General features: G+C 68.5%; 21 protein-coding genes and 1 tRNA gene. 10 read left to right on the forward strand and 12 right to left on the reverse strand.

Going from position 1 to position 21649, the window contains the following annotated elements:
• Positions 1-27: 27 nt before the first annotated feature.
• The 5 genes from CCO04_RS07810 to CCO04_RS07830 are packed head-to-tail and all read right to left on the reverse strand — an operon-like array spanning position 28 to position 4759.
• Positions 28-1194 carry an ABC transporter substrate-binding protein gene (locus CCO04_RS07810; RefSeq protein ID WP_215813531.1) on the reverse strand — a complete coding sequence of 389 codons (1167 nt, stop codon included), beginning with the start codon at positions 1192-1194 and terminating at the stop codon, positions 28-30.
• Positions 1191-2387, reverse strand: a complete 1197-nt coding sequence (locus CCO04_RS07815; RefSeq protein WP_215813532.1) for a branched-chain amino acid ABC transporter permease — start codon at positions 2385-2387, stop codon at positions 1191-1193. The genes CCO04_RS07810 and CCO04_RS07815 overlap by 4 nt, the downstream gene beginning before the upstream one ends.
• Before the next feature lie 11 nt (positions 2388-2398).
• Positions 2399-3280 (reverse strand): branched-chain amino acid ABC transporter permease, encoded by an 882-nt coding sequence (locus CCO04_RS07820; RefSeq protein WP_215813533.1) that lies wholly within the window; start codon positions 3278-3280, stop codon positions 2399-2401.
• Entirely contained in the window at positions 3277-3993 is a 717-nt protein-coding gene (locus CCO04_RS07825; protein ID WP_151582050.1) for an ABC transporter ATP-binding protein, read from the reverse strand. The genes CCO04_RS07820 and CCO04_RS07825 overlap by 4 nt, the downstream gene beginning before the upstream one ends.
• Positions 3986-4759 (reverse strand): ABC transporter ATP-binding protein, encoded by a 774-nt coding sequence (locus tag CCO04_RS07830; RefSeq protein ID WP_215813534.1) that lies wholly within the window; start codon positions 4757-4759, stop codon positions 3986-3988. Before CCO04_RS07830 ends, CCO04_RS07825 begins: the two co-directional genes overlap by 8 nt.
• Before the next feature lie 136 nt (positions 4760-4895).
• On the opposite strand from CCO04_RS07830, the gene CCO04_RS07835 reads away from it, so the two are divergent.
• Positions 4896-6062 carry an iron-containing alcohol dehydrogenase gene (locus tag CCO04_RS07835; protein ID WP_215813535.1) on the forward strand — a complete coding sequence of 389 codons (1167 nt, stop codon included), beginning with the start codon at positions 4896-4898 and terminating at the stop codon, positions 6060-6062.
• Positions 6063-6077: 15 nt separating this feature from the next.
• Here CCO04_RS07835 and CCO04_RS07840 read toward each other — a convergent pair whose 3' ends face one another.
• Positions 6078-7127 carry a S66 peptidase family protein gene (locus CCO04_RS07840; RefSeq protein ID WP_215813536.1) on the reverse strand — a complete coding sequence of 350 codons (1050 nt, stop codon included), beginning with the start codon at positions 7125-7127 and terminating at the stop codon, positions 6078-6080.
• A gap of 69 nt (positions 7128-7196) precedes the next feature.
• On the opposite strand from CCO04_RS07840, the gene CCO04_RS07845 reads away from it, so the two are divergent.
• Positions 7197-7889, forward strand: a complete 693-nt coding sequence (locus tag CCO04_RS07845; protein WP_215813537.1) for a hypothetical protein — start codon at positions 7197-7199, stop codon at positions 7887-7889.
• On the opposite strand, the gene CCO04_RS07850 is transcribed toward CCO04_RS07845, so the two are convergent.
• Entirely contained in the window at positions 7872-8651 is a 780-nt protein-coding gene (locus tag CCO04_RS07850) for a TrmB family transcriptional regulator (protein ID WP_215813538.1), read from the reverse strand. The two genes, CCO04_RS07845 and CCO04_RS07850, sit on opposite strands and share 18 nt — an antisense overlap.
• A gap of 157 nt (positions 8652-8808) precedes the next feature.
• On the opposite strand from CCO04_RS07850, the gene CCO04_RS07855 reads away from it, so the two are divergent.
• From CCO04_RS07855 to CCO04_RS07865, 3 genes are read left to right on the forward strand one after another with little or no spacing between them, the layout of a single operon-like run.
• On the forward strand, positions 8809-9852 hold the full coding sequence (locus tag CCO04_RS07855) for a carbon-nitrogen hydrolase family protein (RefSeq protein WP_215813539.1): 1044 nt from the start codon (positions 8809-8811) through the stop codon (positions 9850-9852).
• On the forward strand, positions 9842-11179 hold the full coding sequence (locus CCO04_RS07860; protein ID WP_215813540.1) for an MFS transporter: 1338 nt from the start codon (positions 9842-9844) through the stop codon (positions 11177-11179). Before CCO04_RS07855 ends, CCO04_RS07860 begins: the two co-directional genes overlap by 11 nt.
• Positions 11166-11981: an MBL fold metallo-hydrolase gene (locus tag CCO04_RS07865; RefSeq protein ID WP_215813541.1), complete on the forward strand. Its 816-nt coding sequence runs from the start codon at positions 11166-11168 to the stop codon at positions 11979-11981. Before CCO04_RS07860 ends, CCO04_RS07865 begins: the two co-directional genes overlap by 14 nt.
• A 35-nt stretch (positions 11982-12016) precedes the next feature.
• Here the strand turns inward: CCO04_RS07865 and CCO04_RS07870 are convergent, their stop codons facing one another.
• Positions 12017-12373: a hypothetical protein gene (locus CCO04_RS07870; RefSeq protein WP_215813542.1), complete on the reverse strand. Its 357-nt coding sequence runs from the start codon at positions 12371-12373 to the stop codon at positions 12017-12019.
• A 79-nt stretch (positions 12374-12452) separates the two neighbouring features.
• On the opposite strand from CCO04_RS07870, the gene CCO04_RS07875 reads away from it, so the two are divergent.
• Positions 12453-12833 (forward strand): hypothetical protein, encoded by a 381-nt coding sequence (locus CCO04_RS07875; RefSeq protein WP_215813543.1) that lies wholly within the window; start codon positions 12453-12455, stop codon positions 12831-12833.
• Between the two features lie 69 nt (positions 12834-12902).
• Here CCO04_RS07875 and CCO04_RS07880 read toward each other — a convergent pair whose 3' ends face one another.
• Complete coding sequence (locus CCO04_RS07880; RefSeq protein WP_215813544.1) at positions 12903-14570, reverse strand: hypothetical protein; 1668 nt, start codon at positions 14568-14570, stop codon at positions 12903-12905.
• A 343-nt stretch (positions 14571-14913) separates the two neighbouring features.
• Between CCO04_RS07880 and CCO04_RS07885 the strand changes: the two genes are divergently transcribed.
• Together CCO04_RS07885 and CCO04_RS07890 are read left to right on the forward strand one after the other, a co-directional pair.
• A complete protein-coding gene (locus CCO04_RS07885) occupies positions 14914-15573 on the forward strand; it encodes a hypothetical protein (RefSeq protein ID WP_215813545.1) in 660 nt (219 codons plus the stop codon).
• A gap of 997 nt (positions 15574-16570) precedes the next feature.
• Positions 16571-17572, forward strand: a complete 1002-nt coding sequence (locus tag CCO04_RS07890) for a DUF4238 domain-containing protein (RefSeq protein WP_215813546.1) — start codon at positions 16571-16573, stop codon at positions 17570-17572.
• Between the two features lie 119 nt (positions 17573-17691).
• On the opposite strand, the gene CCO04_RS07895 is transcribed toward CCO04_RS07890, so the two are convergent.
• The 3 genes from CCO04_RS07895 to CCO04_RS07905 all read right to left on the reverse strand — a co-directional run bounded on the left by CCO04_RS07895 (position 17692) and on the right by CCO04_RS07905 (position 20219).
• On the reverse strand, positions 17692-19269 hold the full coding sequence (locus CCO04_RS07895) for a hypothetical protein (protein WP_215813547.1): 1578 nt from the start codon (positions 19267-19269) through the stop codon (positions 17692-17694).
• The gene (locus tag CCO04_RS07900) at positions 19238-19837 is read right to left on the reverse strand and encodes a phage major capsid protein (RefSeq protein ID WP_215813548.1); all 600 of its coding nucleotides are present in this window, start codon (positions 19835-19837) and stop codon (positions 19238-19240) included. Before CCO04_RS07900 ends, CCO04_RS07895 begins: the two co-directional genes overlap by 32 nt.
• A 300-nt stretch (positions 19838-20137) precedes the next feature.
• A tRNA-Tyr gene (locus CCO04_RS07905) sits at positions 20138-20219 on the reverse strand.
• 116 nt (positions 20220-20335) lie between these two features.
• Here CCO04_RS07905 and CCO04_RS07910 point away from each other — a divergent pair.
• Together CCO04_RS07910 and CCO04_RS29690 are read left to right on the forward strand one after the other, a co-directional pair.
• Positions 20336-20827 carry a YajQ family cyclic di-GMP-binding protein gene (locus CCO04_RS07910; RefSeq protein WP_038676781.1) on the forward strand — a complete coding sequence of 164 codons (492 nt, stop codon included), beginning with the start codon at positions 20336-20338 and terminating at the stop codon, positions 20825-20827.
• Positions 20824-21609 carry a lytic murein transglycosylase gene (locus CCO04_RS29690; RefSeq protein ID WP_215813549.1) on the forward strand — a complete coding sequence of 262 codons (786 nt, stop codon included), beginning with the start codon at positions 20824-20826 and terminating at the stop codon, positions 21607-21609. The genes CCO04_RS07910 and CCO04_RS29690 overlap by 4 nt, the downstream gene beginning before the upstream one ends.
• Positions 21610-21649: the final 40 nt, after the last annotated feature.

A 21649-nucleotide genomic window follows, 5' to 3' on the forward strand; every position in this document is an offset into this window, starting at 1 on the left:
GCGGAGACCGCCGGAGACGAGCGGACGTCAGCGGCAGACCGGATCGCCGAGAGCCTCGTGCTCGCCGCCCTCGAGGCGCACCAGCTCGAAGCAGCCGAGTGCGACCCGATCGCTGGCGGACAGCTCGACCGAGCCGAACCACGGCCCCTCGTCGAGGACGAGCGAGTCGTGCGCCTCCAGGAGGGAGTCGCGGTCGAGGTCCTCGCCTGCGGAGTCGAGGATCGCCGTGACGATCATCGCGTTGGCGACGCCGACCATCGTCCACTGGTTGGGCTCGACGCCCTTGCCGTGCTCACGGACCACGTCGTTGGCCTCGGCCACCACAGGGTCGGCCTCGTCCTGGTAGGGCCGCACCGACAGCGCAGAGACCACGCCGTCCGCGGCCGGGCCGGCGTTCTCGACCACGCTCGAGTCGTAGCCCACCGACGAGACGAGGGTCGGCACCTTCCAGCCGAGGCGGTCGATCGCGAGGAGCCCGAGCGTGGCGAACTTCGGCGCGGAGGCGAAGAGCACGACCTCGGCACCGGCCTCACGCAGCGCGGTGATCTGGGTCGACACGTCGGCGTCGGTCGTGTCGTATCCCTGACTCGTGTAGTCGGCGCCGAACGTCTTCGACAGGACCCCGTCGACCGTCTTGCCGGAGCTGTCGTTCTGGTACAGCAGGCCGACCTTGGCGCCCGCGTGGTGCTCGGCGATGTACTCGGCCCACAGCTCGGACTCCATGCCGTACGTCGGCTGCAGGATCGACACGTACGGAAGTGCGGGCTCGACCAGGGCGTCGAGCCCGGTGATCGCGAGCAGGGTCGGCACCTTGTTGCGGTTGTTCGTCGAGGCCACCGCACTCTGCGTCGCGCCACCGACCCCGCCGACCATCGCGAGCACCTTGTCGGACTCGATCAGCCGGTTGGTCTCGGCCACCGTCTTGGCCGGGTCGTAGGCGTCGTCGCGCACGATGAGCTCGATCTTGCGGCCGTGCACACCGCCGTCGGCGTTGACCTTCTCGAAGTACGCCTGCATCCCCTTGGCGAAGTCGCCGTACGAGGCCCCGGGACCGCTGAGCGGTGCCGTCATCCCCAGCCGGATGACGTCGTTGGTCACGCCGACGTCGTCGGATCCGGCCTCCCCCCGGGCTCCACCGCACGCGGCGAGCACCAGCGCGGCCGCTGCCGCCATGAGCACGTTGGCTCTCCTCATCCTGCTTCTCCTTCTCGTGTTGCGTCGTGCATGGGTGGATTCGCTGTTTCGACGACGGACCGAGACGGGCGGTCGTCGAGGCGCCCTGCTCTGTGGCCTCGCCGGCCATCGGCCACGAGGGTGCGCATCCGCTCCGGCAGCCCGGCCAGGCCCGACGGGGCCAGCAGGAGCACGAGGACCAGGACCAGCCCGAACACCGCCTGGGGCCCGAGCGGCACCTCGTGGCCGCCGCCGACGGGGATCGCGATCTCGCGCAGGTGGACCTGCAGCAGGTGGACGGCGCCGGCGCCCAGGAAGGCGCCGGCCATCGAGCCGCTGCCGCCGAGCACGACCATCACCAGCAGGTGGATGCCGAGCAGCAGGCCGAAGCTGTCCGGGCTGACGAAGCCGACCGAGAGCGCGTAGAGGCCACCGGCGAGCCCGGCCAGCAGCGCGCTGACCAGGAAGGCCTGCATCTTGGCCCGGCGCAGGTTGATCCCGACGCCGCGCGCCGCGACCGGGCTGTCGTGGAGCGCACGCAGGGCCAGCCCCACCGACCCGCGGGTCACGTTCCAGGTGAGGCCCGCCGCGACCGCCGTGGCAGCCAGCACCAGCAGGTAGAGGTACTCGTCGTCTCCGAGCAGCGGCGTCGGCGACTCCGGCAGCCATACCGAGATGCCCTGCACCCCGCCGGTGAGTCCCTCGAAGTACTTGAGCAGGATCGGGACGACGATGGCGAAGGCGCCGGTCAGGATGACCAGGTAGACGCCGTCGAACCGGGCCGCCACCCCGCCGAGCAGCCATCCGACGGCGCCGGTGACGACGACCGCCACCGGCAGCGTGGCCAGCGCCGGCCAACCGTGGTCGGTGACCAGCACCGCGGTGGTGTAGCCGCCGAGCCCGAGCATCGTGCCCTGCGCCAGGCTGAGCTGGCCGCTCGTGCCGAGCAGCACCTGCAGCCCGAGGGCCGCGATCCCGAGCACCAGGACCTGGACGAGATCGGTCGGCGCGACCACCTGCGGCGCGAGCAGCGCCGCTGTCGCGACCGGGCACAGCGCGGCCGTCCTCGTCGTCAGGCCGAGGGAGCGGCCGGCGGCCGCCCCGACGAGCACCGCCACGGCGAGGACGACGAGTCCCGGGACCCACACGACGGCGTACAGGAGCGCGAAGGCGGCCGCGGTCGCCCCCGCGCCCGTGGCGCTCGCGAGGAGCATGCGATGCCGGCTCATACCTTGACCACCGCGACCTTTCCGAAGAGACCGCCTGGGCGGACCACGAGGACCAGCACCAGGACGAGGAGGGTGACGACCGTGCTGAGGTCGGTGCCGATGACCTCCACGCTGCTCGCGACTGCGTTGAGCAGACCGAGGAGCACACCGCAGGTGACCGCGCCGACGGGGCTCGTCATCCCGGCCAGCACGAGGGCCGCGAAGGAGAAGAGCAGCAGGGCGAAGGCCGTGCCCGGATCGAGCAGGAGCAGGCTCGCCGCGAGCATCGCGCCGATGGCGCCGACAGCGGAGGCCAGTCCCCAGCCGAGCGAGATCACCCGACGGTTGGAGATCCCCATCAGTGCGGACGCGGTGGGGTTGTCGACGACCGCGCGCATCGCGAGCCCGACGCGCGTCAGGCGGAACAGTGCGGAGAGCGCGGCCATGACGCCGGTCGCGACGACCAGGATGCCGATGCTGACCCAGCTGACCTGCGCGCCGAGGATCGTGACCGTCCCTGCGGGGAAGGGCGACGGGAACGCCCGCGGGCCGCCGGCCCACCAGTCGCGCTGGAGGCTGTTGAACAGCATGAAGAGGCCGATCGTCACGATCATGACCGTCAACGGCCGACCGGTCCCCGCCGGACGCACGAAGACGCGCTCGACGACCACGCCGAGGACGAAGGCGAGCACCACGGCCGCGAGCAGGCCCAGCCACAGCGCGAGTCCCGCGCCGACGATGAGCGACCAGGCGACGTACGTCGAGAAGGACGCCATCTCCGCCTGGGCGAAGTTGAGCACGCCCGTGGAGCGGTAGACCATGAGCAGGGAGAGGGCGACGAGGCCGTAGATCACGCCGATCGCGACGCCGTCGACGACCAGCTGCAGGCTGAGGCTCATGACCGGGCCCCCAGGTAGATCTCGCGGAGGGACTCGTCGTCGCCGATCTCCGCAGCGCTGCCGGAGACCCGGATCCTCCCCGCCTCCATGACGTGCGCCCGGGCGGCCACCGACAGCACGGCCGAGATGTCCTGCTCCACCACGAGTGCGGTGAGGTCGAGGTCCCGGCAGACCTGGCGGAGGGTCGCGTACACCTCGGCGACGATCTTGGGAGCCAGGCCGAGCGAGGGCTCGTCGAGCAGGAGCAGCTCCGGGCGAGCCATCAGCGCCCGCCCGATGACGAGCATCTGCTGCTCGCCACCGGACAGGGTGCGCGCCGCCTGGCCCGAGCGGGCGGCGAGCACCGGGTAGTAGTCGAGCACCTGGTCGAGCGCGGCCCGGTCGCCCGCGCCGCGCCGGCCCAGGCGGTAGGACCCCAGCTGCAGGTTCTCCGCGACCGTGAGTCCGCCGAACACCTCGCGGCCCTCCGGGACGGAGACGATGCCGGCTCGGGCGATGCGGTCGGGCGACCAGTCGTGGACGGCACGGCCGTCCCAGACGACGGTGCCGCCGATCGGGCGCACCAGCCCGTTGATCGCCTTGACGACGCTGGACTTGCCGGCGCCGTTGGCGCCGAGCAGGGCGACGACCTCTCCCCGGGCGCAGTCCAGGTCGACGCCGCCGACCGCGGCCACGGCGCCGTAGGACACGGTGACCTCACGCAGCTCAAGCACGGCCGCCTCCCGCGGGTACGCCGAGGTAGGCCTCGATCACGCGCGCGTCCTCACGGATCTGGGCAGGCGTGCCCGTCGCCAGTGGACGCCCCGAGTCGAGGACGTTGATGCGATCGCTGATCGCCATCACCAGGGGCATGTGGTGCTCCACGAGCAGCACCGACATGGCGAGGTCGGCGCGCAGGCCGAGGATGAACGCACCCAGGCCGTCGAGCTCGTGATGGGTCAGCCCGGCCGCCGGCTCGTCGAGCAGCAGCAGCGCAGGGCGGCCGACGAGAGCGCGGCCGATGTCGACGCGCTTCTGCACTCCGTAGGGCAGCGTGGTCACGGGGACGTCCCACAGCTCGGTCATCGAGAGCCGCTCCGCGATCTCGCGCGCCGAGGTGCGCGCGGCGCGGTCCACTCCGGCGCCCCGTCGCACCCGCAGCGCGGCGGCGACCAGGCCGCACCGGTCCACCGCGTGGTGACCCACCATGAGCGTCTCGCCCACCGTCATCGAGGCGAAGAGCTCGAGCCCCTGGTAGGTGCGCCCGATGCCGAGCCCGGGGACGGCGTGCGCCGGAAGGGCGAGCACGTCCCGGCCCCGGAAGCGGACCGCGCCGGCCTGGGGCCGCACGATCCGGGTGATCACGTTGAAGGCGGTCGACTTGCCGGCCCCGTTGGGGCCGATGAGCGAGACGACCTCGCCCTCCCCCACGGTGATCGTCAGCCCGTCGAGCGCCCGGACGCCGCCGAAGCGGACCTCCACGCCGGATACGTCGAGCATCCGTCCTCCTTGATGGCCTCTTGGTCAGTTTGTTGACTCTAAAGTCATTCTTTGATGTGATCGAAACCATATGAACGACTTTGAAGTCTGTCAACGCTCGGCGTCACCGACGCCGGCCTTCCCCCGAGGAGCCCGGATGCGCGTCTTCACCACCCCACCCGTCGAATCGATCACCTTCGGAGCCGGAGCACTGGACGCGCTGCCGGCCGTGCTCGACGGCCTCGGCGCCGCCCGGCCCCTGGTCGTGATGTCGGGGTCGTTGGCGCGCGGCGAGATCGGCGCGCGCCTCCGCACCCTCCTCGGCGACCGGTCGGCCGCCGTGGTCGACGACGTCCCCCAGCACGTCCCGCGCTCCGCGGTGGTCGCCGCCGCGCGGACCGCGCGGACGCAGGGCGCGGACAGCGTCGTGAGCCTTGGCGGCGGGACCTCCATCGACTGCGCCAAGGCCGTGGCGCTGTGCCTCTCGGCGGGCATCGACGACCCCGAAGCGCTCGACGGCTACCGCGCCCGCCGCGAGGCCGACGGGACGACGACCCTCCCCCGCGACCTCACGACCGCGGTTCCGCACGTCGCCGTCCCGACCACGCTCTCGGGTGCCGAGCTGACCGACATCATCGGCATCACCGACGACGCCACCCGGGCCAAGCACATCTACCGCTTTCGCGCGCTCGCACCTAGGTCCGTCGTCCTGGACCCGGAGGTGGCCGCGCAGACGCCACCCTGGCTGTGGGCGGCGTCCGGCGTCAGGGCGCTCGACCACGCGGTCGAGAGCATGCTGGCGACGGGGAGCATGCCGTTCGTCGACGCGCTGGCCGCCCGCGCGATCCGGCTCCTGGACGAGAACCTGCCCCGCAGCGTCGCGGATCCGGGCGACCTCGACGCCCGCTCGGCCTGCCTCCAGGCCGCCTGGCTCGCGATCTACGGCATCACGAACACGGGCGCGGGCCTCTCGCACGCCGTCGGCCACCAGCTCGCCACCCGGTTCGACCTGCTGCACGGGGTCTCGTCGGCGATCATGCTGCCGCGCGTGATGGCGTTCAACGCCGCAGCGACGCGGCCCGGCCTCGCACAGGTGGCCGCCGCGTTCGGCCGCCCCGATGACGGAGCGGAGTCGATCGCGCCCGGTCTCGTCGCCGAGCTCATCGCCCGGCTCCCCGTGCCCACGCGCATCTCCGAGGCCGGCGGCAGCCGGGCCCCCTTCGCGGAGATGGCGGCCGAGATCGCCGGCGACATCTCCATGGCCGGCAACGCCCGCCAGGTCACGGAGTCCGACATCGTCGGCCTCCTCGAGTCCGCCTGGTGAGCCGCCCTGCGCCGCTCACGCGTAGTCGGCGTGCACCGTCCGGCTCGCACCGTCGACCGTGACCGATCCCCCGTGGGGGAGGATCCACTGCGGCCGGGTGTGGCCGAACGGGACGCCGACGCACACGACCGCCTCCGGGTTGTAGCGGGCGACGAGGTCGACGACCACGTCGCGCTGCTCGGCCCGGAGGCGCGCCCGCTCGGCCGGGTCGGGACGTCGTACGAAGTCGGAGACGGGCGGCCGGGCCAGGAGCACGGCGTCGGCAGCGGCGAGGAGTCCGCGCTCGCCGAGGTTGCGGATGATCCAGCCGACCTCGCGGGCCGGCATCAGCTCCTCGGACGTCTCGAGCAGGAGCACGCCGCCATCCAGGGCGCTGGGCGCAGCGGTGAACCGGCCGGCCGCGAGCACCCACTCGAGGACCTCGACGCACCCGCCCCAGGTGGGGCCGGTGACCTCGCGGGCCGGGCCCGCCCAGTGCCAGGGCTCGGTGGGCTCGCGGTCGCCGTACTCGGTGAGGGCGAGGGGGTCGTTCCAGTCCTTGCCGACGTCCTCGGACTCCCCCGGGTCGGTGATCTCCAGCCGGCCACCGTCGACGAGCGCGGCCCGCAGGGACGCCGTGTGCTCGGGGTCGAGGTCCGGACCCGGCCCGACATGAACCTGCGTGGAACCCCCGTAGAAGCTGGCGATTCCCTGCGACCACAGCCACTGGTGCAGGTTGGTGTTGTCGCTCGTGCCCAGGAACGGCTTGGGGTCGCGGCGTACCGCGTCGGCGTCGAGGTGCGGGATCACCGTGATCTGGTCGTCGCCGCCGATCGTCGCGATCACCGACCGGATGTCCGGGTCGGCGAACGCCGCATTGAGATCGGCCGCCCGCTCCTCCGCCGTCGCCCCCAGCTTGCGGGTGGTCGGGTACTCCACCGGCACCAGCCCGGTCACCTCGGCCAGCCGCCGCATCGCCTGCTCGTGGACCTCGGGGGCGACCGCCGGCGCCGCGAAGGACGGCGACAGGACGGCGATCCGGTCGCCGGGGCGGGCCTTGGGTGGGTGCACGAGGTCACGAGACATGACGCCAGCAGACCACGCCCCGGCGGACCGGCGCACCCGAGTTCTTGCCACCCTGCCTAGGGTTCAGGCATGTCGCAGCCCCCCGAGGTCGTCACGTACGACGGCCTGCCCGCTGCCGCCGGCGGCGCCCACTCCCTGCGCACCAAGCGGCCCGCCCAGGCCCTCGACCGCGTCCAGACCTTCCTCGACGCCTGCACCGCTCCCCTCGGCGCACCCACCTGGGGCTTCCAGGTCGCCGCCGGTGGCACGCCCGACGAGACCGCGCGCCTCGTTGCCGCCGCCACCGACTCCCTCGGCGGCCCACGCCAGCGCTCCCGCACCCACACCACCTGGAACGTCCGGCCCGACAACGTCGAGGCTGCGTTGGTGGTTCTCGACAGCGCGGGCACCGCCGTGACGGCCTACGGCGGCGCGCTGGCGGCGCTCACGCTGAGCGTCGCTGTGGACCTGGTCGACCCGGCCGACGGGACGCCGTACGCGGGGGTGGGGGCGGACGCCTACGGCGGCTTCGCCGTCGACGGCTACGGGCGGCTGCTCGGGCAGTCCGGCGTACGGGCGACCGTGGGGACCTCGGCGTCCTCACTGTCGCTGTGGCTCAACCTGCCGGGTGACTCACGGCTCGAGGCCGGGGCGCGGCACGTGCAGGACAACCTGTCGTTCAAGCTGTCCGGCAAGCACTGGCGGCGGTGGGTGCCGACGCGGGCGGGTGACGGGTGGCGGTCGGTGAAGCTGTCGTCGCCGCTGTCAGGCGGGAACGCCTGAGCCGTCCTCCTCCGCGCTCTTGCTGACGCTCCACAGCACCTCGAAGAAGTTCCGCTGCATCTCGGCGTACTCCTCGCTCTCGATGACCATCGCGAACGTCTCCCGCGCCGACGACAGGTTGACCACCTGGTGCTCGCCGATCACCGCGGTCATCGTGAACTCGTACTCCGGTGGCGCGTGCTTGACGACGCGGTAGTCGGCGGCGCTCGTGAGCCAGCCCTGGGGCCAGTCGTGGTCGCGGGTGCGGACGACGCGCAGGACCAGCTCGCGCTCACGCCGGCCGGCGATGTACTCCTCCATCGCGGCCTCCCCCGGGACGCTCATCAGGTCCCGCATCGAGAGGATCCCGCGGATGGGCGACGTCCACTCCAGCGTCTCGAACAGCGCGGCCCGGATGCCCGCCGCTCCCTCCAGGTAGCGGACCTTGGGCCGCGACCGGCTGGCCGAGAACAGCGCCCGCAGCTGCGGTACGACGTCGTCCAGGACGCGACGCCGGTTCGCCCACTCGTCGAGCAGGTGCTCGGGATCGTTGGCGACGAGGTGGCTCTGCGTGCGCAGGTCCTCGCTGTCGCTGGGACCTGACTCGACCCGTCCGATCAGGCCGCGGGCCTGCAGCCGGCGGGCGATGTCGTAGCCGCTGGTCCGGCTGACGTGGGCCTCGCGCGCGGCCTCGGCGACCGTCGTCCTGCCTCGGCGGAGGACGGCGAGGTAGAAGTGCGCGTCCTTCGGATCGAGGCCGGCTTCGACCAATTGCTGCCACATTTCGGGGATCTCCCTTGTTGTCGAAAAGCGTCGACACAGTTGCCGTAGACCGGTCTCGGCAAGCGGCCCTAGCGTCCGGTGACGTAGCCCACATCGCCGTTGACGGTCGCCTCAGTGTCGACTTCCGGCGACATAGTTAGCAAGGGATGTGTCCAACATGGTGAACGACCGTCTACCCCTCGTCCGGGTGGCCGCCGTCCAGGCAGCACCGGTCTTCCTCGACCGCGACGCGACGCTCGACAAGGTCGAGTCGCTCGTCGCCGAGGCCGCTGCCGGAGGCGCCGAGCTGGTGGTGTTCGGCGAGAGCTTCGTGTCCGGCTTCCCCATCTGGGGCTCGGTGCTGCCGCCGGTCGACCAGCACGAGCTGCACCAGCGGCTGGTCGAGTCCTCGATCACCGTGCCGGGACCGCACGCGCGGCGGCTCGGCGAGATCGCGGCCCGGCACGACGTCGTCCTGTCGGTCGGCGTCAACGAGCGGGCCGCGCACAGCCTCGGCCAGGTGTTCAACGCCAACCTGGTCTTCGATCGGACGGGCGCGCTGGTCAACCACCGGCGCAAGCTGGTCGGGACCTGGCACGAGCGCCTCACCTGGTCGCACGGCGACGCCCACGGCCTCGAGCCGATCGAGCTCGACGGCTGGTTCCTCGGCGCGTTGATCTGCGGCGAGAACACCAACACGCTCGCGAAGTACACCCTCCTCGCCCAGGGCGAGCGGCTGCACATCGCGACGTACCCGCCCGCCTGGCCGTTCGACCAGCGCACCGACGCACCGGAGTACGACCTCGCCGAGAGCATCCGGCTGCGCAGTGCGGCGCACAGCTTCGAGGGCAAGGTGTTCACGGTCGTGGCCGCCACCGTGCTCGACCAGGAGGCGGTCGACGCCGTCGCCCAGGGGGACGAGCGCGTCGAGAAGCTGCTGTGGGCCACGCCCACGGTGTCGATGGTCGTCGGCCCGCGTGGCGAGATCGTCGCCGGCCCGCCCGAGAATTCCGAGGGCATCGTCACCGCGACGGTGGACCTCAACGAGGAGATCATCCTCAAGCGCGCGCACGACATCGTCGGTACGTACAACCGCTTCGACATCTTCGACGTGCGCGTCGACAAGCGCCGTCGTCCCGCCATCACCACGATCGAGGACGATGCTCCTGCCGCTGCCGGCGCCCGCACTGCTGACGAGGAGGTGGGCCGCGATGTCCTCTGACGCCGAGATCCGCGAGACCGACCCGGTCCTCGCCCGCGAGGACGACCCCGAGTACCGCGCCAACGGCCGCAAGGCCCTGCGGGCCGCGATCGGCGGCTTCTTCGTCGACATGTACGACGTGTACCTGCCCGTCATCGCCCTCGCCCCGGCCATCGCCTACTTCATCCCGGACCACGCGTCGAAGACCCAGGCGGCCACCCTCACCGCCCTGATCTTCGCGGTCTCCCTGGTCGGCCGGCCGATCGGCTCGATCATCTTCGGCGTGCTCGGCGACCGCGTCGGGCGCCGCCGTACGACGGTGTGGGTGGCGGCCGGATTCACCGTCTGCACGGGCCTCATCGCCCTCCTGCCTGGCTACGCGACCGCCGGCTGGTGGGCCGCCGGGGCCCTGATTCTGCTCCGCCTGGTCGACGGCGTCTTCCTCGGCGGCGAGTACACCGCGGCCAACCCGCTGGCGATGGAGTACGCCCCGCGCCACCTGCGCGGGCTCTACGGCGCGCTGCTCAACATCGGCTATCCGGCGGCGCTGGGCTTCATGACCTTGCTGACCATGCTCATCCTCAAGCTGATGCCGTCCGGCGACGCCGATGCGGCGTACAGCGTGTGGGGATGGCGGATCCCCTTCGCCGTGGGCTTCGTGCTGTCCCTGATGGTGTTCCTGCACTACCTGCGCTCCGTTCCCGAGTCGGAGCTGTGGGCGGCGAGCGAGAACAGCACCACGAACCCGCTGCGTGCCCTGCTGAGCGGCCAGAACCTGCGGAACTTCGGGGTCGCCTTCGTGACGTCGACCGGCGCGTGGCTGATCCTCGACGGCACGATCGGCGTCTTCGCCGGTCACTTCAAGAAGCTCGGCACCGACCACGACGTCGTCAACACGACCGTCCTCGTGTCGGCCGTCGTCGGCATGGCGCTGTTCCCGCTGATCGGAGCGGCCGGCCAGCACTTCGGACGCCGGCACGTGATGATGGCGATCGCCCTGTTCAACCTGGTCCCCGGCACCATCGCCTTCGGCCTGGCCATCGGCGGCTTCGAGTCGTCGCTGACGGTCATCGCGGGCGCCGCCGTCGCGATCGTCGGCGGGCTCAGCGTGTTCGCGATGATCACCGCCTACATCATGGAGATGTTCCCGACCGAGGTGCGTTCCTCGGGGTACGGCATCGCCTACAGCCTCCCGAGCGTGATCCCGGCGTTCTACCCATACTACATGCTCTGGCTCGGCGGAGTGATGAGCTACGACTTCACGCCGCTGGTGATCCTGGTGGCCGGTGGGGTGTTCCTGCTCGCGGGGTCGTACATCAGCAAGGACCTGCGCCATGTCGACCTGTGAGTCGTCCCCTGGTCTGGTCTCGCCGGCGCGGCTGCCCTTCGGGGTGGCCGTGCTCGGCGGGCCGACCACGGTCCTCGACGTCCTCGGCCGGCGGATCGTCTGCGACCCGACGTTCGACCCGCCCACGGACTACGGCTACCTCCAGAAGACCGCGGGGCCTGCTGTCGGGCTGGATGCGGTCGGTGCTGTCGATGTGGTGCTGGTCAGCCACGACCTGCACCCGGACAACCTGGACCTCTCTGGACGGTCGTTCGCGCTCTCTGCTGGTTCGGTGCTCGCGCCTCCGTCTGCCGCTCGGCGACTCGGAGGTCCGGCAGTCGGCCTGGACGCCTGGTCGACCTGGACCAGCCCCGACGGCGTCCTGTCCGTGACCGCCGTACCCGCCCGCCACGGCCCCGCCGACGGCGAGGTGGGCGAGGACGGATTCGTGAACTGCGAGGTCTCCGGCTTCGTCGTCACCGCCGCCGGAGCGCCCACCGTCTACGTCAGCGGCGACAACGCCTCCCTCGAGATCGTGCTCGAGATCCGAGAGCGGCTCGGCTCCCCCGACGTCGCCGTCCTCTTCGCCGGCGCCGCCTCCGTCCCCGCCAAGTTCCGCGGCCGCCCCCTCACCCTCACCGCCGACCGCGCCGCCGCGGCCGCCGAGATCCTCGGGAGCCCGCACGTCGTGGTTGCGCACCAGGAAGGGTGGGCGCACTTCCGGGACGACGCTTCGGCGACGTACCGGGCGTTTGATGGGGTGGGGATTGCTGGGCGGTTGTGTCAGGCGAGGCTCGGAACGTGGTGCTCGGCTGCTCCTTGATTCCTGGTGTCGGACGCGGTGGCCGTGTCCGCCGTCTACTCGTGGATCGGACAGAGCACCTCCGCCAGCCCACCGACCTCCCGTCGTACGCCGGCGTCACCACAGACCTCACAGGTCTGGGCGGCCCGGAACACCGCCGCGCCGATCAGCGCGCGGAACACCTCGCGATGACGCCGACTCGATGGCTGCGCGTCGTACACCAGGTGGCCGCCGTCCCGGCTGACGCGGAAGAGCCCGTAGTCCGGATCGACCAGCGCCAGTCGCTCATCGAGCTCCACCACGAGCGGCGCCCAGCCGTCGCCGCACCCGACGACATGCCCCGTGACGACCATCCGGTCAACGATCGTTCTGAGCCCTGCGGCTTCGGCAACCAATCCGAGAGAAGCGTCCATAAACAGACGGTATGCTGATTTCGAACGTCCTGCAACCGCCTTCGTCTCCACGATCGGCCGATCCCCGTATGTTGTCTCCGTGGCCAAACCGCGCACGATCACGCCTCGGCGCCATCTGGAGCACCCCGACCTCTTCGGCCGCCCCGGCAACCACACCTGGCTCCAGCCCACGACGCCCGAGGAGTACGCCGGCCTCAGAGCCGCCGAGATCCAGCACCACTTCGGGCTGGCCCTCGTCAACCGGCTGACCGAGCTCGGCGAGCCGAAGTCATGGCTCGAGGAGCAAGCCGGGCTCGCCACCGGGCGGATTAGCAAAGTGCTCCGGGGACACGCTCAACTGACCCTCCGCGACGTCGCGGCGGTCGAAGGCGTCGTCGGCCCGATCCTGGCTGGGCTCGAGGTGGCTCGGCAGCCAATCAAAGACCAAGGGCTTCGCGGACGCTTCACACGCGAACGCTAGCGGCGGTTTGAGGCGCCAGAGGACCTTCCGGTGAGTTACCAAGATCGAACCGCTCAGGTTGTGACATGGCTACCCGGGCGTGGGTGCCTCCTCTTCGGCCGGCCGAAGAACCCCGATCGCTGTGTCCATCCACTGCTTCCACGACCGGTTGATCCGCTCCGGGTACGGGGCATTATTTCCGTACTTATCATTGAGGAACTCCCGCATCGGAACCAGTGGGTGTTCGATCGCCGCCTTCTCGGCCAGAAGGCCGAGGAAGCTTGCGCCATACTTCTCACACGCACCCTCGAGCGCATGGAGGTCTTCGAGTTCGAGAACCTCCAGCGGAGCGCAGTCGCCCGCCTGGAGGACCTCGGCAGCCTTCAGGCGTTCGCGAAGCATTGTGAAGGTGATTGGGTTCCCCGCGAAACGAGACGTGACGACAACAACCGGGTGGAAGCGCCGCGGTCCTAACGCAGCGGCACGACCCGTGAGTGCTCGTTCGTCCCTACGGATGTTGTCGATGGTTGCCTGAACTTGCTTCGCCTTTTCCACGATGTCATCCAGGTCCTGCTCGAGAGCATCCTCTGAAACACCAGCGGCTGTCGCCAACTGGAAGCTCCGCGTCGTCACTTCGACGACTACCCACGAGTGCCCGTAGTCGACCGCCGCGTCAGCCACCTTCCCGCGCCGCCCGTATGCACGGCGTAGGGCATCGTCACGGAACAGACGCTCCTGTCCCGTCTGCCCTTCAATCGTCTCCAACGCATACAGCTCGTAGGTGTGCTCTACGGAGGCAGAGACGCGACGGACCGTTCTGCGGTCCCCACGCTGTTCGAGCTCGCGACGAACATCAAGCAAGGGCCACAGCCCGGTGGACCTGGTCACCACCCAAGACGGATGGATCACCGTGACGAAGTCACCCCACCGCACGGCCGGGAACCGGTCGAACGTCTTCGTCGACCACAACAGCCCCAATTTGTCGGCGTCGGCCCGTAGCTCCTTCTTCAGCACCTCCGGCGTCGCCGACACCAACCCAAGCGCAGCCTCCAGACGCTCTGACTCCCATCTCAGAGCATCGAAGTACTTCAGCGGCATAGTCGCGTCGCTACCTACACAACGAGCCCACATGACTGCGCAGACTGTCACTAGGTCATCAAGCGGAACACCAGTCGCGTCCAGGTAAGCGTCCTCGAAGCTGACGATGTCCGGATGACTGGCCATTTCACTTGGCAGCTCCCGCAAACACCGGTAATAGGCCGCCCACGCGGTCCGCCAATCCAGTGTGTTGTTGAACATCTGGTTCGCGACCATGTACGTGCCCATGCGGCCAGCACTCACCCCCACGACGACCTCGTCTTCAGCGACCCCCTCCACGTCAGCCCCGAGGTGTGACGCAATCCCGAGTAGCGCAATCACCAGAGGCCTTACATTCGCGTCAGCGGGAGGCGGCCCCTGCCGCTCGCAGTGTTCCAACGCGATCTTGATGAGAACAGTCAATGCCTGGGTCACGACAATGACGCGCCGCTCTTCCCGCATGAAGCGGCGCACTTTTGCCTGTACTGGGCCAAGGAGGTGTGTGTTGACGAACTCCTCATCGACGTCACACTGGGAGCCTCTTGGGTGATGCGCCTTCGCGATCCAACTGGAACACCACGCCACCGCGAGTTCCAGCGAAACGCTGCGGACCTGATCGACAATTGCCGACAGCGACAAGGTCTGACTGAACAGATCCTCGAACGTCAGGTACACCAACACGCGACCCAAGGGATTCAGCCTGGGTGTCGCAGGTCCCGGGACCATGAGACCGCTTTCTGTGCGGAACATCTGCTCGCTCTGATCACTGGCCCTTTGCGCAGGAACGGACCATGGCCCAAAGCGCGACAGGAGCATCGCGTCCAAGTCCTGGCCCGAGGCAGCCAGCACGCGCGCAACATCCTCAGGTGTACCAAAAATCCCACCAGTTCCCATCGCACCGCCTCTCGATTGCAATCATCACATCAGGCACGACCGACACCCGAGAATTCGCTTTGGGTCCATTCAGCCTAAGTTCAGACCACTATGCCTGCAGTCGACGCCGCCCGTTGGCGGCGGATAGACCATGTACCGTTCCGTCCCTGCGGGTGTGCTCGTCCGGTATCGCACGCGGCAGAGAGCGGCCGGCCGCGACGCGACGAGCGCGACCTTAATCCGGCAAGCGAACTTGACGGCGCCTCTTGGTGGCGACATGGTGGCGCCGTGCCAGACCCGACGCGCCCGGCCCCCCAAAAAATCCGGCGATGTGTTCACTCGACACGTCAGCCAGCAACGTCTTCGCGCGGGAGTCCTCACAGGAGTGGTTCTCATCGGCACCGCGGTTACGCTGACACCTTTTGCGTTAACGTGGTGGAGCGACGACCCCGCCTACGGGGCTTGGCAGATCGTGCTGCTGACGACCCTCACCAATATCGGTACCGCGCTGCTTCTTGCCGTGGTGATTTTCGTCCTACAGCGCCACTTCACTCGGGACGTGCGCGGAACCATCGTGGAAGCAGCGAAGGACGAGGTGACTACACAGACCCGTGGCTTGCGCGAAGAGACTGAACAGTTGCGGACGCGTCTGGAAGACCTCACGCGACAGTTCGGACAACAGATAGAGCAGCGTGACCAAGAGATCTACGACGTCGTCACTCGGGCGCGTGACGATGTCACATTCGATACGGTGGCGGAACTCTTCGAGGCGGTGCCGACGTCAGGGCGTTGTGGTTCGGATCGGTCGTGATTCCTGGTGGCCAAGATCTCTACGGCCCAAGTGTCCGTATCAGGTGGGCCGACCTGTCGAACGTGTGGCGCGGTGGCAACGTCTTTGACAACTACGACGGGGTGGCCTCACCGGCGATCCAGATCGAGTTGGAACAGCCAGCTGGTGATCGCGGGTCTTGGTCCCCAGCCGAAACGCTGTGGTTCCCGTGGCAGCGTCCTGACGAAGCCTGGAGCGCTCTCGCCGAAGCGATGGTGACGGCCGGCCATGGCCCGTTAGTGCGGCAGCTCGATCCAACAGTCGCGATGAGTCATCTGATCGACGCGTTGGAGGCGGCAATCAACGGGCGGCGCCATACTCCTGGCAGCTGGATGCGAGGCGCGCTCGAAGAATGGGTGACGAATGGTTGGGCCGTATCGGAGTACGGGCTCGACAGCCGGGACCACGGATCGATCCCGTCGCGGTCCTTTCCCGAGCACAACACCTCCGCGCTCCGCCGTGCGACCGGCGGCAAAAAGGACGGGTTTGATCCGGGGTGCCCGGCTGGTGTCGACGCGTACCTTTGGCGGCGCGCGCTGGACGCGGCGGGCAGCAGGCACTATCGCGCTGTACCCCTCCCAGCCACCGCTGATCGCGGACCCGTCCCCTTCACAACCCAGACGACTCCGCGAAGCCATCCGGACTGGCCGCCGAGTCGCCCGTAGTCTTGATTGGCCAGACGATTCCGTCTAGTTGCTCACTCGACGACTGTTCGCCGCCCGGGTGCTCTGCCGCGAGTGATGGGTCCCGACGCGAATTGACGCGCTCTCCGGTGGACGGGCTCCCAGGCGAGGCTCGTTTGCGACATTCGGGATCATGCATGGCCCGTCGCCTCCAACTGTGCCCGCGCGCGTCCGACGCCTACGAGCCGCCCTGGTTCATAGGCCAATAGGGTGGGGCTCGCGTATGCCGGTTAGGCGCCTGCGCGTCGGGCGTAGGACACTGGTGTGCGAGGAACCTCGATGACAATCGCCCCAAGATGAAGAAGCATCAACACGTTGTTCCGCGTGCCTATCTACGCGGATGGGCGGATCGCGATGACCACGTAGCGGTTCTCGATCGCGGGGCTACGGCGCCGAAGCGGCTCTCCGTGTCAAACAGCGCGGTGCGGAGCCGGTTCTACAACTTCGCCGACGCCGACGGCGCTGAGACGGATGTCGTCGAGAACTGGCTCGACAAGCACATCGAGGCGCCGGTCGGCGTGACCCTGAAGGCACTGCGCGCTGGTGCTGACATCGATGACGTAGACAAGTCGGCGGTCATCAACTTCACAGTTGCACAGCTGGTCCGCACCCCTACGGTGTTTGCGTTCATGAAGCACTTCGACGAACACCTCGGCGCGGTGTTCACGCTGATGGAGGCGGCTAGAGAAGGCGGTTTCGATCTCTTGAAGCTGTCCGACGCCGACCGTGACCGCTACCTGGCTATCGCGCGGGACGCCTGGGCGGCGCACCGGGCTGACAGCGATGCGCGGGCATCCAAGCTGCGAACGATGGTCCGCAAGCTCGACGAGGTATCTACACTGGTGACGTCGTGGCATTGGAGCGTCTTGACATCGTCGGAACCGACCCTCATTTCCGGGGATTCACCGGTGGCGACGCTGAATCCGAGCGGATACCACTGGTCGGGCCTCATTCCGGAAGGCTCGTCGCTGTGGATGCCACTGAGCCCCACTGTGCTTCTGGTCGCGGACCCAGTGAAGCCGCTCGGACGGGCGACGAGCGGGCTGAGTCCCGATTTAGCGGTCTTCGTTACCAGCGCCTTGGCGCGGCAGGCCGACCGTGCACTGTTCAACGCGCCTGGTCTGCCGTGGCCGGCCGGGCTGGCCTTCCCGGTTCAGAAGCCGACGCTGCCGCAGCCGAGCGTGACGTGGCGCAAGTCGACCGGGCCACCGACGTTCCCGGCGACCTATCCGCCTGTGGCGTCGGCGGCGGTTGAGGCGCTGCTCACGGAGCTGGGGGCGGTCGGCATTGTGGAGTGATGCGCCGCGTCCGGTGGACGCCATCGCCGACAGCGCAGGTCGGGTGCCATGGGCCGACCGGGCAGAGTCGTCCCTCGACGTCTGCGTCGCTACGACCACCCCACGGCTTCTTGTGCAGGCTAGCTATCCAGGCTTCTGGTCAAGCTTGTCTCCCGTTTCGAACGGATGAGCTCCTCGAACGCGCCGACGTAGTGACGAGTACGAGTAACCGAAGACAGCAGGACTGCGCCGATGGCACTGCCCGGCGCGGAGTTGCCAGTTGCGGGCCGATCAACCCACTCGGGGTACTCGAGACGCGGGTGCGGGTACACGTTTGGTCCGCCGCGTCGCCAACGAGCATGCGTTTCATCCGCTCGGAAGCCGGTCGCGACGAGTCTGAGGGCTTCCATGTTCTTCAAGACGACGTCATAGATGTCCGCTGCATCCGCGACGGTCAGCGCGTCAAGGACTACCGATGCGAGGTAGCTGGATCGGCGCATCTCGATCGAGCTAAAGGTCGTCTTCCCTGCAACCAGACGTTCGAACTGGATCTTCTCCTCTTCGTCAATTGCCCCGAATCCCAAGCCATCTTTGTCCTCGTCGTGACCGTCCAGCAGCCACTTCGCGACCTTCCTTAGAAACACGCGGGCAGCCCCGGCGTCCGTTCCCACGAGAACAGCCGCGGCGGGCAGGATCGCCGCCGCGAACTGGTCAGAGGGCGGGCGAGAGGCTCCCGGATGATGGTCAGCTAATGTCCGCACGGCAGCCGCCGCACGTTGCGCACGATCAACGCTTGGCTCAACGAGAGCCAGCAGACTGAAGATCTCGGTCAGTCGGCTACAGAAGGCCGGATACGTGAACACGTACCCGATATCCATGACGGTATTGGCAAGCCTTCGCGAGTCGTCGAGCATCGGCTCGACCTGATTCAGTAGTTCGGTTGCGGTAAGGCTGAAAAGGCGAAGGGCGGCCTCCGCGGTTGCGGTGTGCAGGTCGTCAACCTTGGTCAGCACTGGCTCCCACGCGGCGCGGTACAGATGAAGCGCGAGTAGCGCTCCAAGGTCCAAGCGGCGCGCTTTGCGTAACTCGTGGGACAACATCGCCGTCTCGATCGAGGCGCGAGCAAGCCGCTTGCCGGCGATCTCCGGGGCAAGCCATGAGCGGGTATGGCGCTCCAGCATTGGCTCAGTCACCTGGTGGCGGGCTATTGAGTTGATAATCGCTACGAGATCGTCTTGGACGGTCAGTTCAGCAAGACCAAGGGAAGGGTTCTGGCAGAGCCAGTCCGCGATCGTGACTCGATCCCAGACGTCGAAATCAGCGAGGCCGCGGGTCGCGCACGCGGCCTTAAACTCCTGCGCGTCAACCGCAGCACCCCCCTTTAGTATCCCGGTTGTCACGAGCACCGCGACGCGCGGCAGAGCGGTGTCGAAATTCGGATGTGACCGCGTGTTGTACTCACACTCCTCTAGCTGGGGCCGGACAGCTCTCCATTCGCTTAGGCCCAGGTTGCCAGCCTTGGACTGGATGGAGTACTGCCGCAACGTTTTCCCATCTGCGTCGAGGCGCTTCGCGATAACATCTTTCCCGAACTCGAATCCTCCGTGGATGAAGTGGATGTCAGTGAAGCCCTGCGACGCCAAGAGGGCGAGCAAAGGTGCGTCGAATTCGCGCTCAGTTAACGTCTCAAGGTAGTTCGTGACGACGGCGCGAAGCATTCCACTCCTTCCGCCTGCGCTCGAGAACTTCCTTGACCTGTGCTTCTTGCTCGGGGGTTGGGATTTTGCTTTGGAGTTTCTGCGCAGTGTCGGGATTCATGACGATGGTCAGATTGTGTTCGCCGTTCTCGTCGAACGAAATGTCGATGGTTTCGAGAGTCTCGATCATCACGTCGAAGATGTCTCGCCCTTCGGTGCTGATCGTTTGACCGGATGCATCACATATGTCGCTGATGTGAGCCAGGATGCCGTTTGTAAGTTGAGATCCGAATGCATCCGCCAGATCGAAGATCATCGTCAAAAAGGAATCGACGTCGCCCTGCAGGGCAACTTGCACATCGACGGTGAGTTCATGACTGGCCTTGATACTCCGGAGCAGGGGCGAGGCAAGGTCTTTCGTTTCCGGTGCGTGCTCCTCCGGACGAGGAAGGTCGCCGATGGGCTCGCGGCGGATCTCCGCGATAAGGGGGTGAAGTTCACGGCTCCAGATGTCAACCGCGTTGTCCATCCAAGCTGACGCTGCAGCGCCGTACTCATACGGAGAGGCCCACACTTCGGGATCGTTCACGGTTCTCCTCAGTGGTTTTGACCGAGGGTAGTCATATGTGCCGACACTAACTGCTGAAGGTCCGGTCGCTCTTGAAGCAGGGCCGCGACGGAGGCGCCACCCGACGTACTGCTCGCCCACGCCCTGCTTGGCCCTCCGAGACAGCTCGGGGTGTGATGCAATCTGGGGCGCAACGTTGTGTGCGGCCCTCGGCCGATGGAGGCCTTGAGGCCGCGGCGACAAGTCTCCTCGGGGAGGATGCCCGCCCAACGCAAACCGCCCCCGCCCTGCGTCTCCACAGGTCAGGGGCGGTTCAGGCCGTGGCAGGTAGTGGATTCGAACCACTGTAGGCTACGCCGGCTGATTTACAGTCAGCTCCCTTTGGCCGCTCGGGCAACCTGCCGGGCTGTCGTCCCGCACCCCTCCGACCCCCACGAGGACGGTCCTGAGTTGGCGCGCTGGCGACGACGCGAAACAATAGCGCAGCAGCCCCGCCCGACTGAAAACGTAGGTGACACCATGGCCGACTCGTCCTTCGACATCGTGAGCAAGATCGACCGCCAGGAGGTCGACAACGCCCTCGGGCAGGCGGCCCGGGAGATCGCGACGCGCTTCGACTTCAAGGGGACGGGGGCGACGATCGAGTGGAAGGGTGAGGACGCGATCGAGATCACCGCGTCCGCCGATGACCGGGCGAGTGCGGTGCTGAGCGTGTTCCAGGACAAGCTCATCAAGCGCGACCAGTCGCTCAAGATCCTCGATGCGTCGGAGCCGCGGCCGTCGGGGCAGCAGTCCAAGATCGCGATCGCGCTCAAGGAGGGCATCACCTCCGAGGACGCCAAGAAGATCGCCAAGCTGATCCGCGACGAGGGCCCCAAGGGCGTCAAGACGCAGGTCCAGGGCGACGAGCTGCGGGTGTCGTCCAAGAAGCGTGACGACCTGCAGGCCGTCATCGCGCTGGTCAAGGGTCAGGACTACGACTTCGCGGTGCAGTTCACCAACTACCGGTGAACGTCGACCGCCACCTCGCCGCGGCGATCGGCCTCGTCGTCGTCGCGGTGGGTCTGGTCGTGGGGGTCGGTGTCGCCTTCGCGTACGACGTGAGCTCGGCCCCGCGCCGGACCCCGCCCGCCGCAGCGACCCAGCCGGGAGGCCCGGCGGGCCCCGCGGTCACCGGCGCCGCGCCGGCCCAGCCCCAGCAGCAGGCACCGCAGGAGCAGCAGCGGCCCGACCCGTACCGCCCCGACGACGCCTGGGTGGCGCGGGTGGCGGGGGCGACGGGGATCCCGCCGCGCGCCCTGGAGGCGTACGCGCGGGCCCACCTGCGGGCGGCGGACGAGCAGCCCGGGTGCCGGGTGGCGTGGAACAGCCTGGCGGCGCTCGGGGGGATCGAGTCGCGGCACGGGAGCGTCAATGACGCCGTGCTCGGCGACGACGGCGTCCCTCGGCCGCCGATCCTGGGGCCGCGGCTGGATGGGAAGGCGTTCGCGGCGATCCGGGACACCGACGGTGGGGCGCTCGACGGGGACACCGAGTGGGACCGGGCGGTGGGGCCGTTGCAGTTCATCCCGTCGACGTGGGCCCGGTGGGCCGCCGACGGCAACGGGGACGGGATCGCCGACCCGCACCAGATCGACGACGCGGCGCTCGCGGCCGGCCGCTACCTGTGCGCTGCCGGCGACCTCAGCACGCCCGACGCGTGGCGCCGCGCGATCTTCAGCTTCAACCACTCCGACGCCTACGTCGCGGACATCGCCGCCCTCGCCAACCGGTACGCCGCCGAGGCGGGCTGAGCGCCCGGTCCGCGGAATCGCTGCGCCGGAGCGCGCGCCG

The sequence above is a fragment of the Pimelobacter sp. 30-1 genome, from assembly GCF_018831735.1.
Taxonomy (GTDB): domain Bacteria; phylum Actinomycetota; class Actinomycetes; order Propionibacteriales; family Nocardioidaceae; genus Nocardioides.

Excerpts from the sequence above, each read along its gene's own strand:
- CCO04_RS07810 (WP_215813531.1), bottom strand. The coding sequence starts at position 1,194 with ATGAGGAGAGCCAACGTGCTCATGGCGGCAGCGGCCGCGCTGGTGCTC.
- CCO04_RS07815 (WP_215813532.1), bottom strand. The coding sequence starts at position 2,387 with ATGCTCCTCGCGAGCGCCACGGGCGCGGGGGCGACCGCGGCCGCCTTC.
- CCO04_RS07820 (WP_215813533.1), bottom strand. The coding sequence starts at position 3,280 with ATGAGCCTCAGCCTGCAGCTGGTCGTCGACGGCGTCGCGATCGGCGTG.
- CCO04_RS07830 (WP_215813534.1), bottom strand. The coding sequence starts at position 4,759 with ATGCTCGACGTATCCGGCGTGGAGGTCCGCTTCGGCGGCGTCCGGGCG.
- CCO04_RS07835 (WP_215813535.1), top strand. The coding sequence starts at position 4,896 with ATGCGCGTCTTCACCACCCCACCCGTCGAATCGATCACCTTCGGAGCC.
- CCO04_RS07840 (WP_215813536.1), bottom strand. The coding sequence starts at position 7,127 with ATGTCTCGTGACCTCGTGCACCCACCCAAGGCCCGCCCCGGCGACCGG.
- CCO04_RS07845 (WP_215813537.1), top strand. The coding sequence starts at position 7,197 with ATGTCGCAGCCCCCCGAGGTCGTCACGTACGACGGCCTGCCCGCTGCC.
- CCO04_RS07850 (WP_215813538.1), bottom strand. The coding sequence starts at position 8,651 with ATGTGGCAGCAATTGGTCGAAGCCGGCCTCGATCCGAAGGACGCGCAC.
- CCO04_RS07855 (WP_215813539.1), top strand. The coding sequence starts at position 8,809 with ATGGTGAACGACCGTCTACCCCTCGTCCGGGTGGCCGCCGTCCAGGCA.
- CCO04_RS07860 (WP_215813540.1), top strand. The coding sequence starts at position 9,842 with ATGTCCTCTGACGCCGAGATCCGCGAGACCGACCCGGTCCTCGCCCGC.
- CCO04_RS07865 (WP_215813541.1), top strand. The coding sequence starts at position 11,166 with ATGTCGACCTGTGAGTCGTCCCCTGGTCTGGTCTCGCCGGCGCGGCTG.
- CCO04_RS07870 (WP_215813542.1), bottom strand. The coding sequence starts at position 12,373 with ATGGACGCTTCTCTCGGATTGGTTGCCGAAGCCGCAGGGCTCAGAACG.
- CCO04_RS07885 (WP_215813545.1), top strand. The coding sequence starts at position 14,914 with ATGTACCGTTCCGTCCCTGCGGGTGTGCTCGTCCGGTATCGCACGCGG.
- CCO04_RS07890 (WP_215813546.1), top strand. The coding sequence starts at position 16,571 with ATGAAGAAGCATCAACACGTTGTTCCGCGTGCCTATCTACGCGGATGG.
- CCO04_RS07895 (WP_215813547.1), bottom strand. The coding sequence starts at position 19,269 with ATGCTTCGCGCCGTCGTCACGAACTACCTTGAGACGTTAACTGAGCGC.
- CCO04_RS07910 (WP_038676781.1), top strand. The coding sequence starts at position 20,336 with ATGGCCGACTCGTCCTTCGACATCGTGAGCAAGATCGACCGCCAGGAG.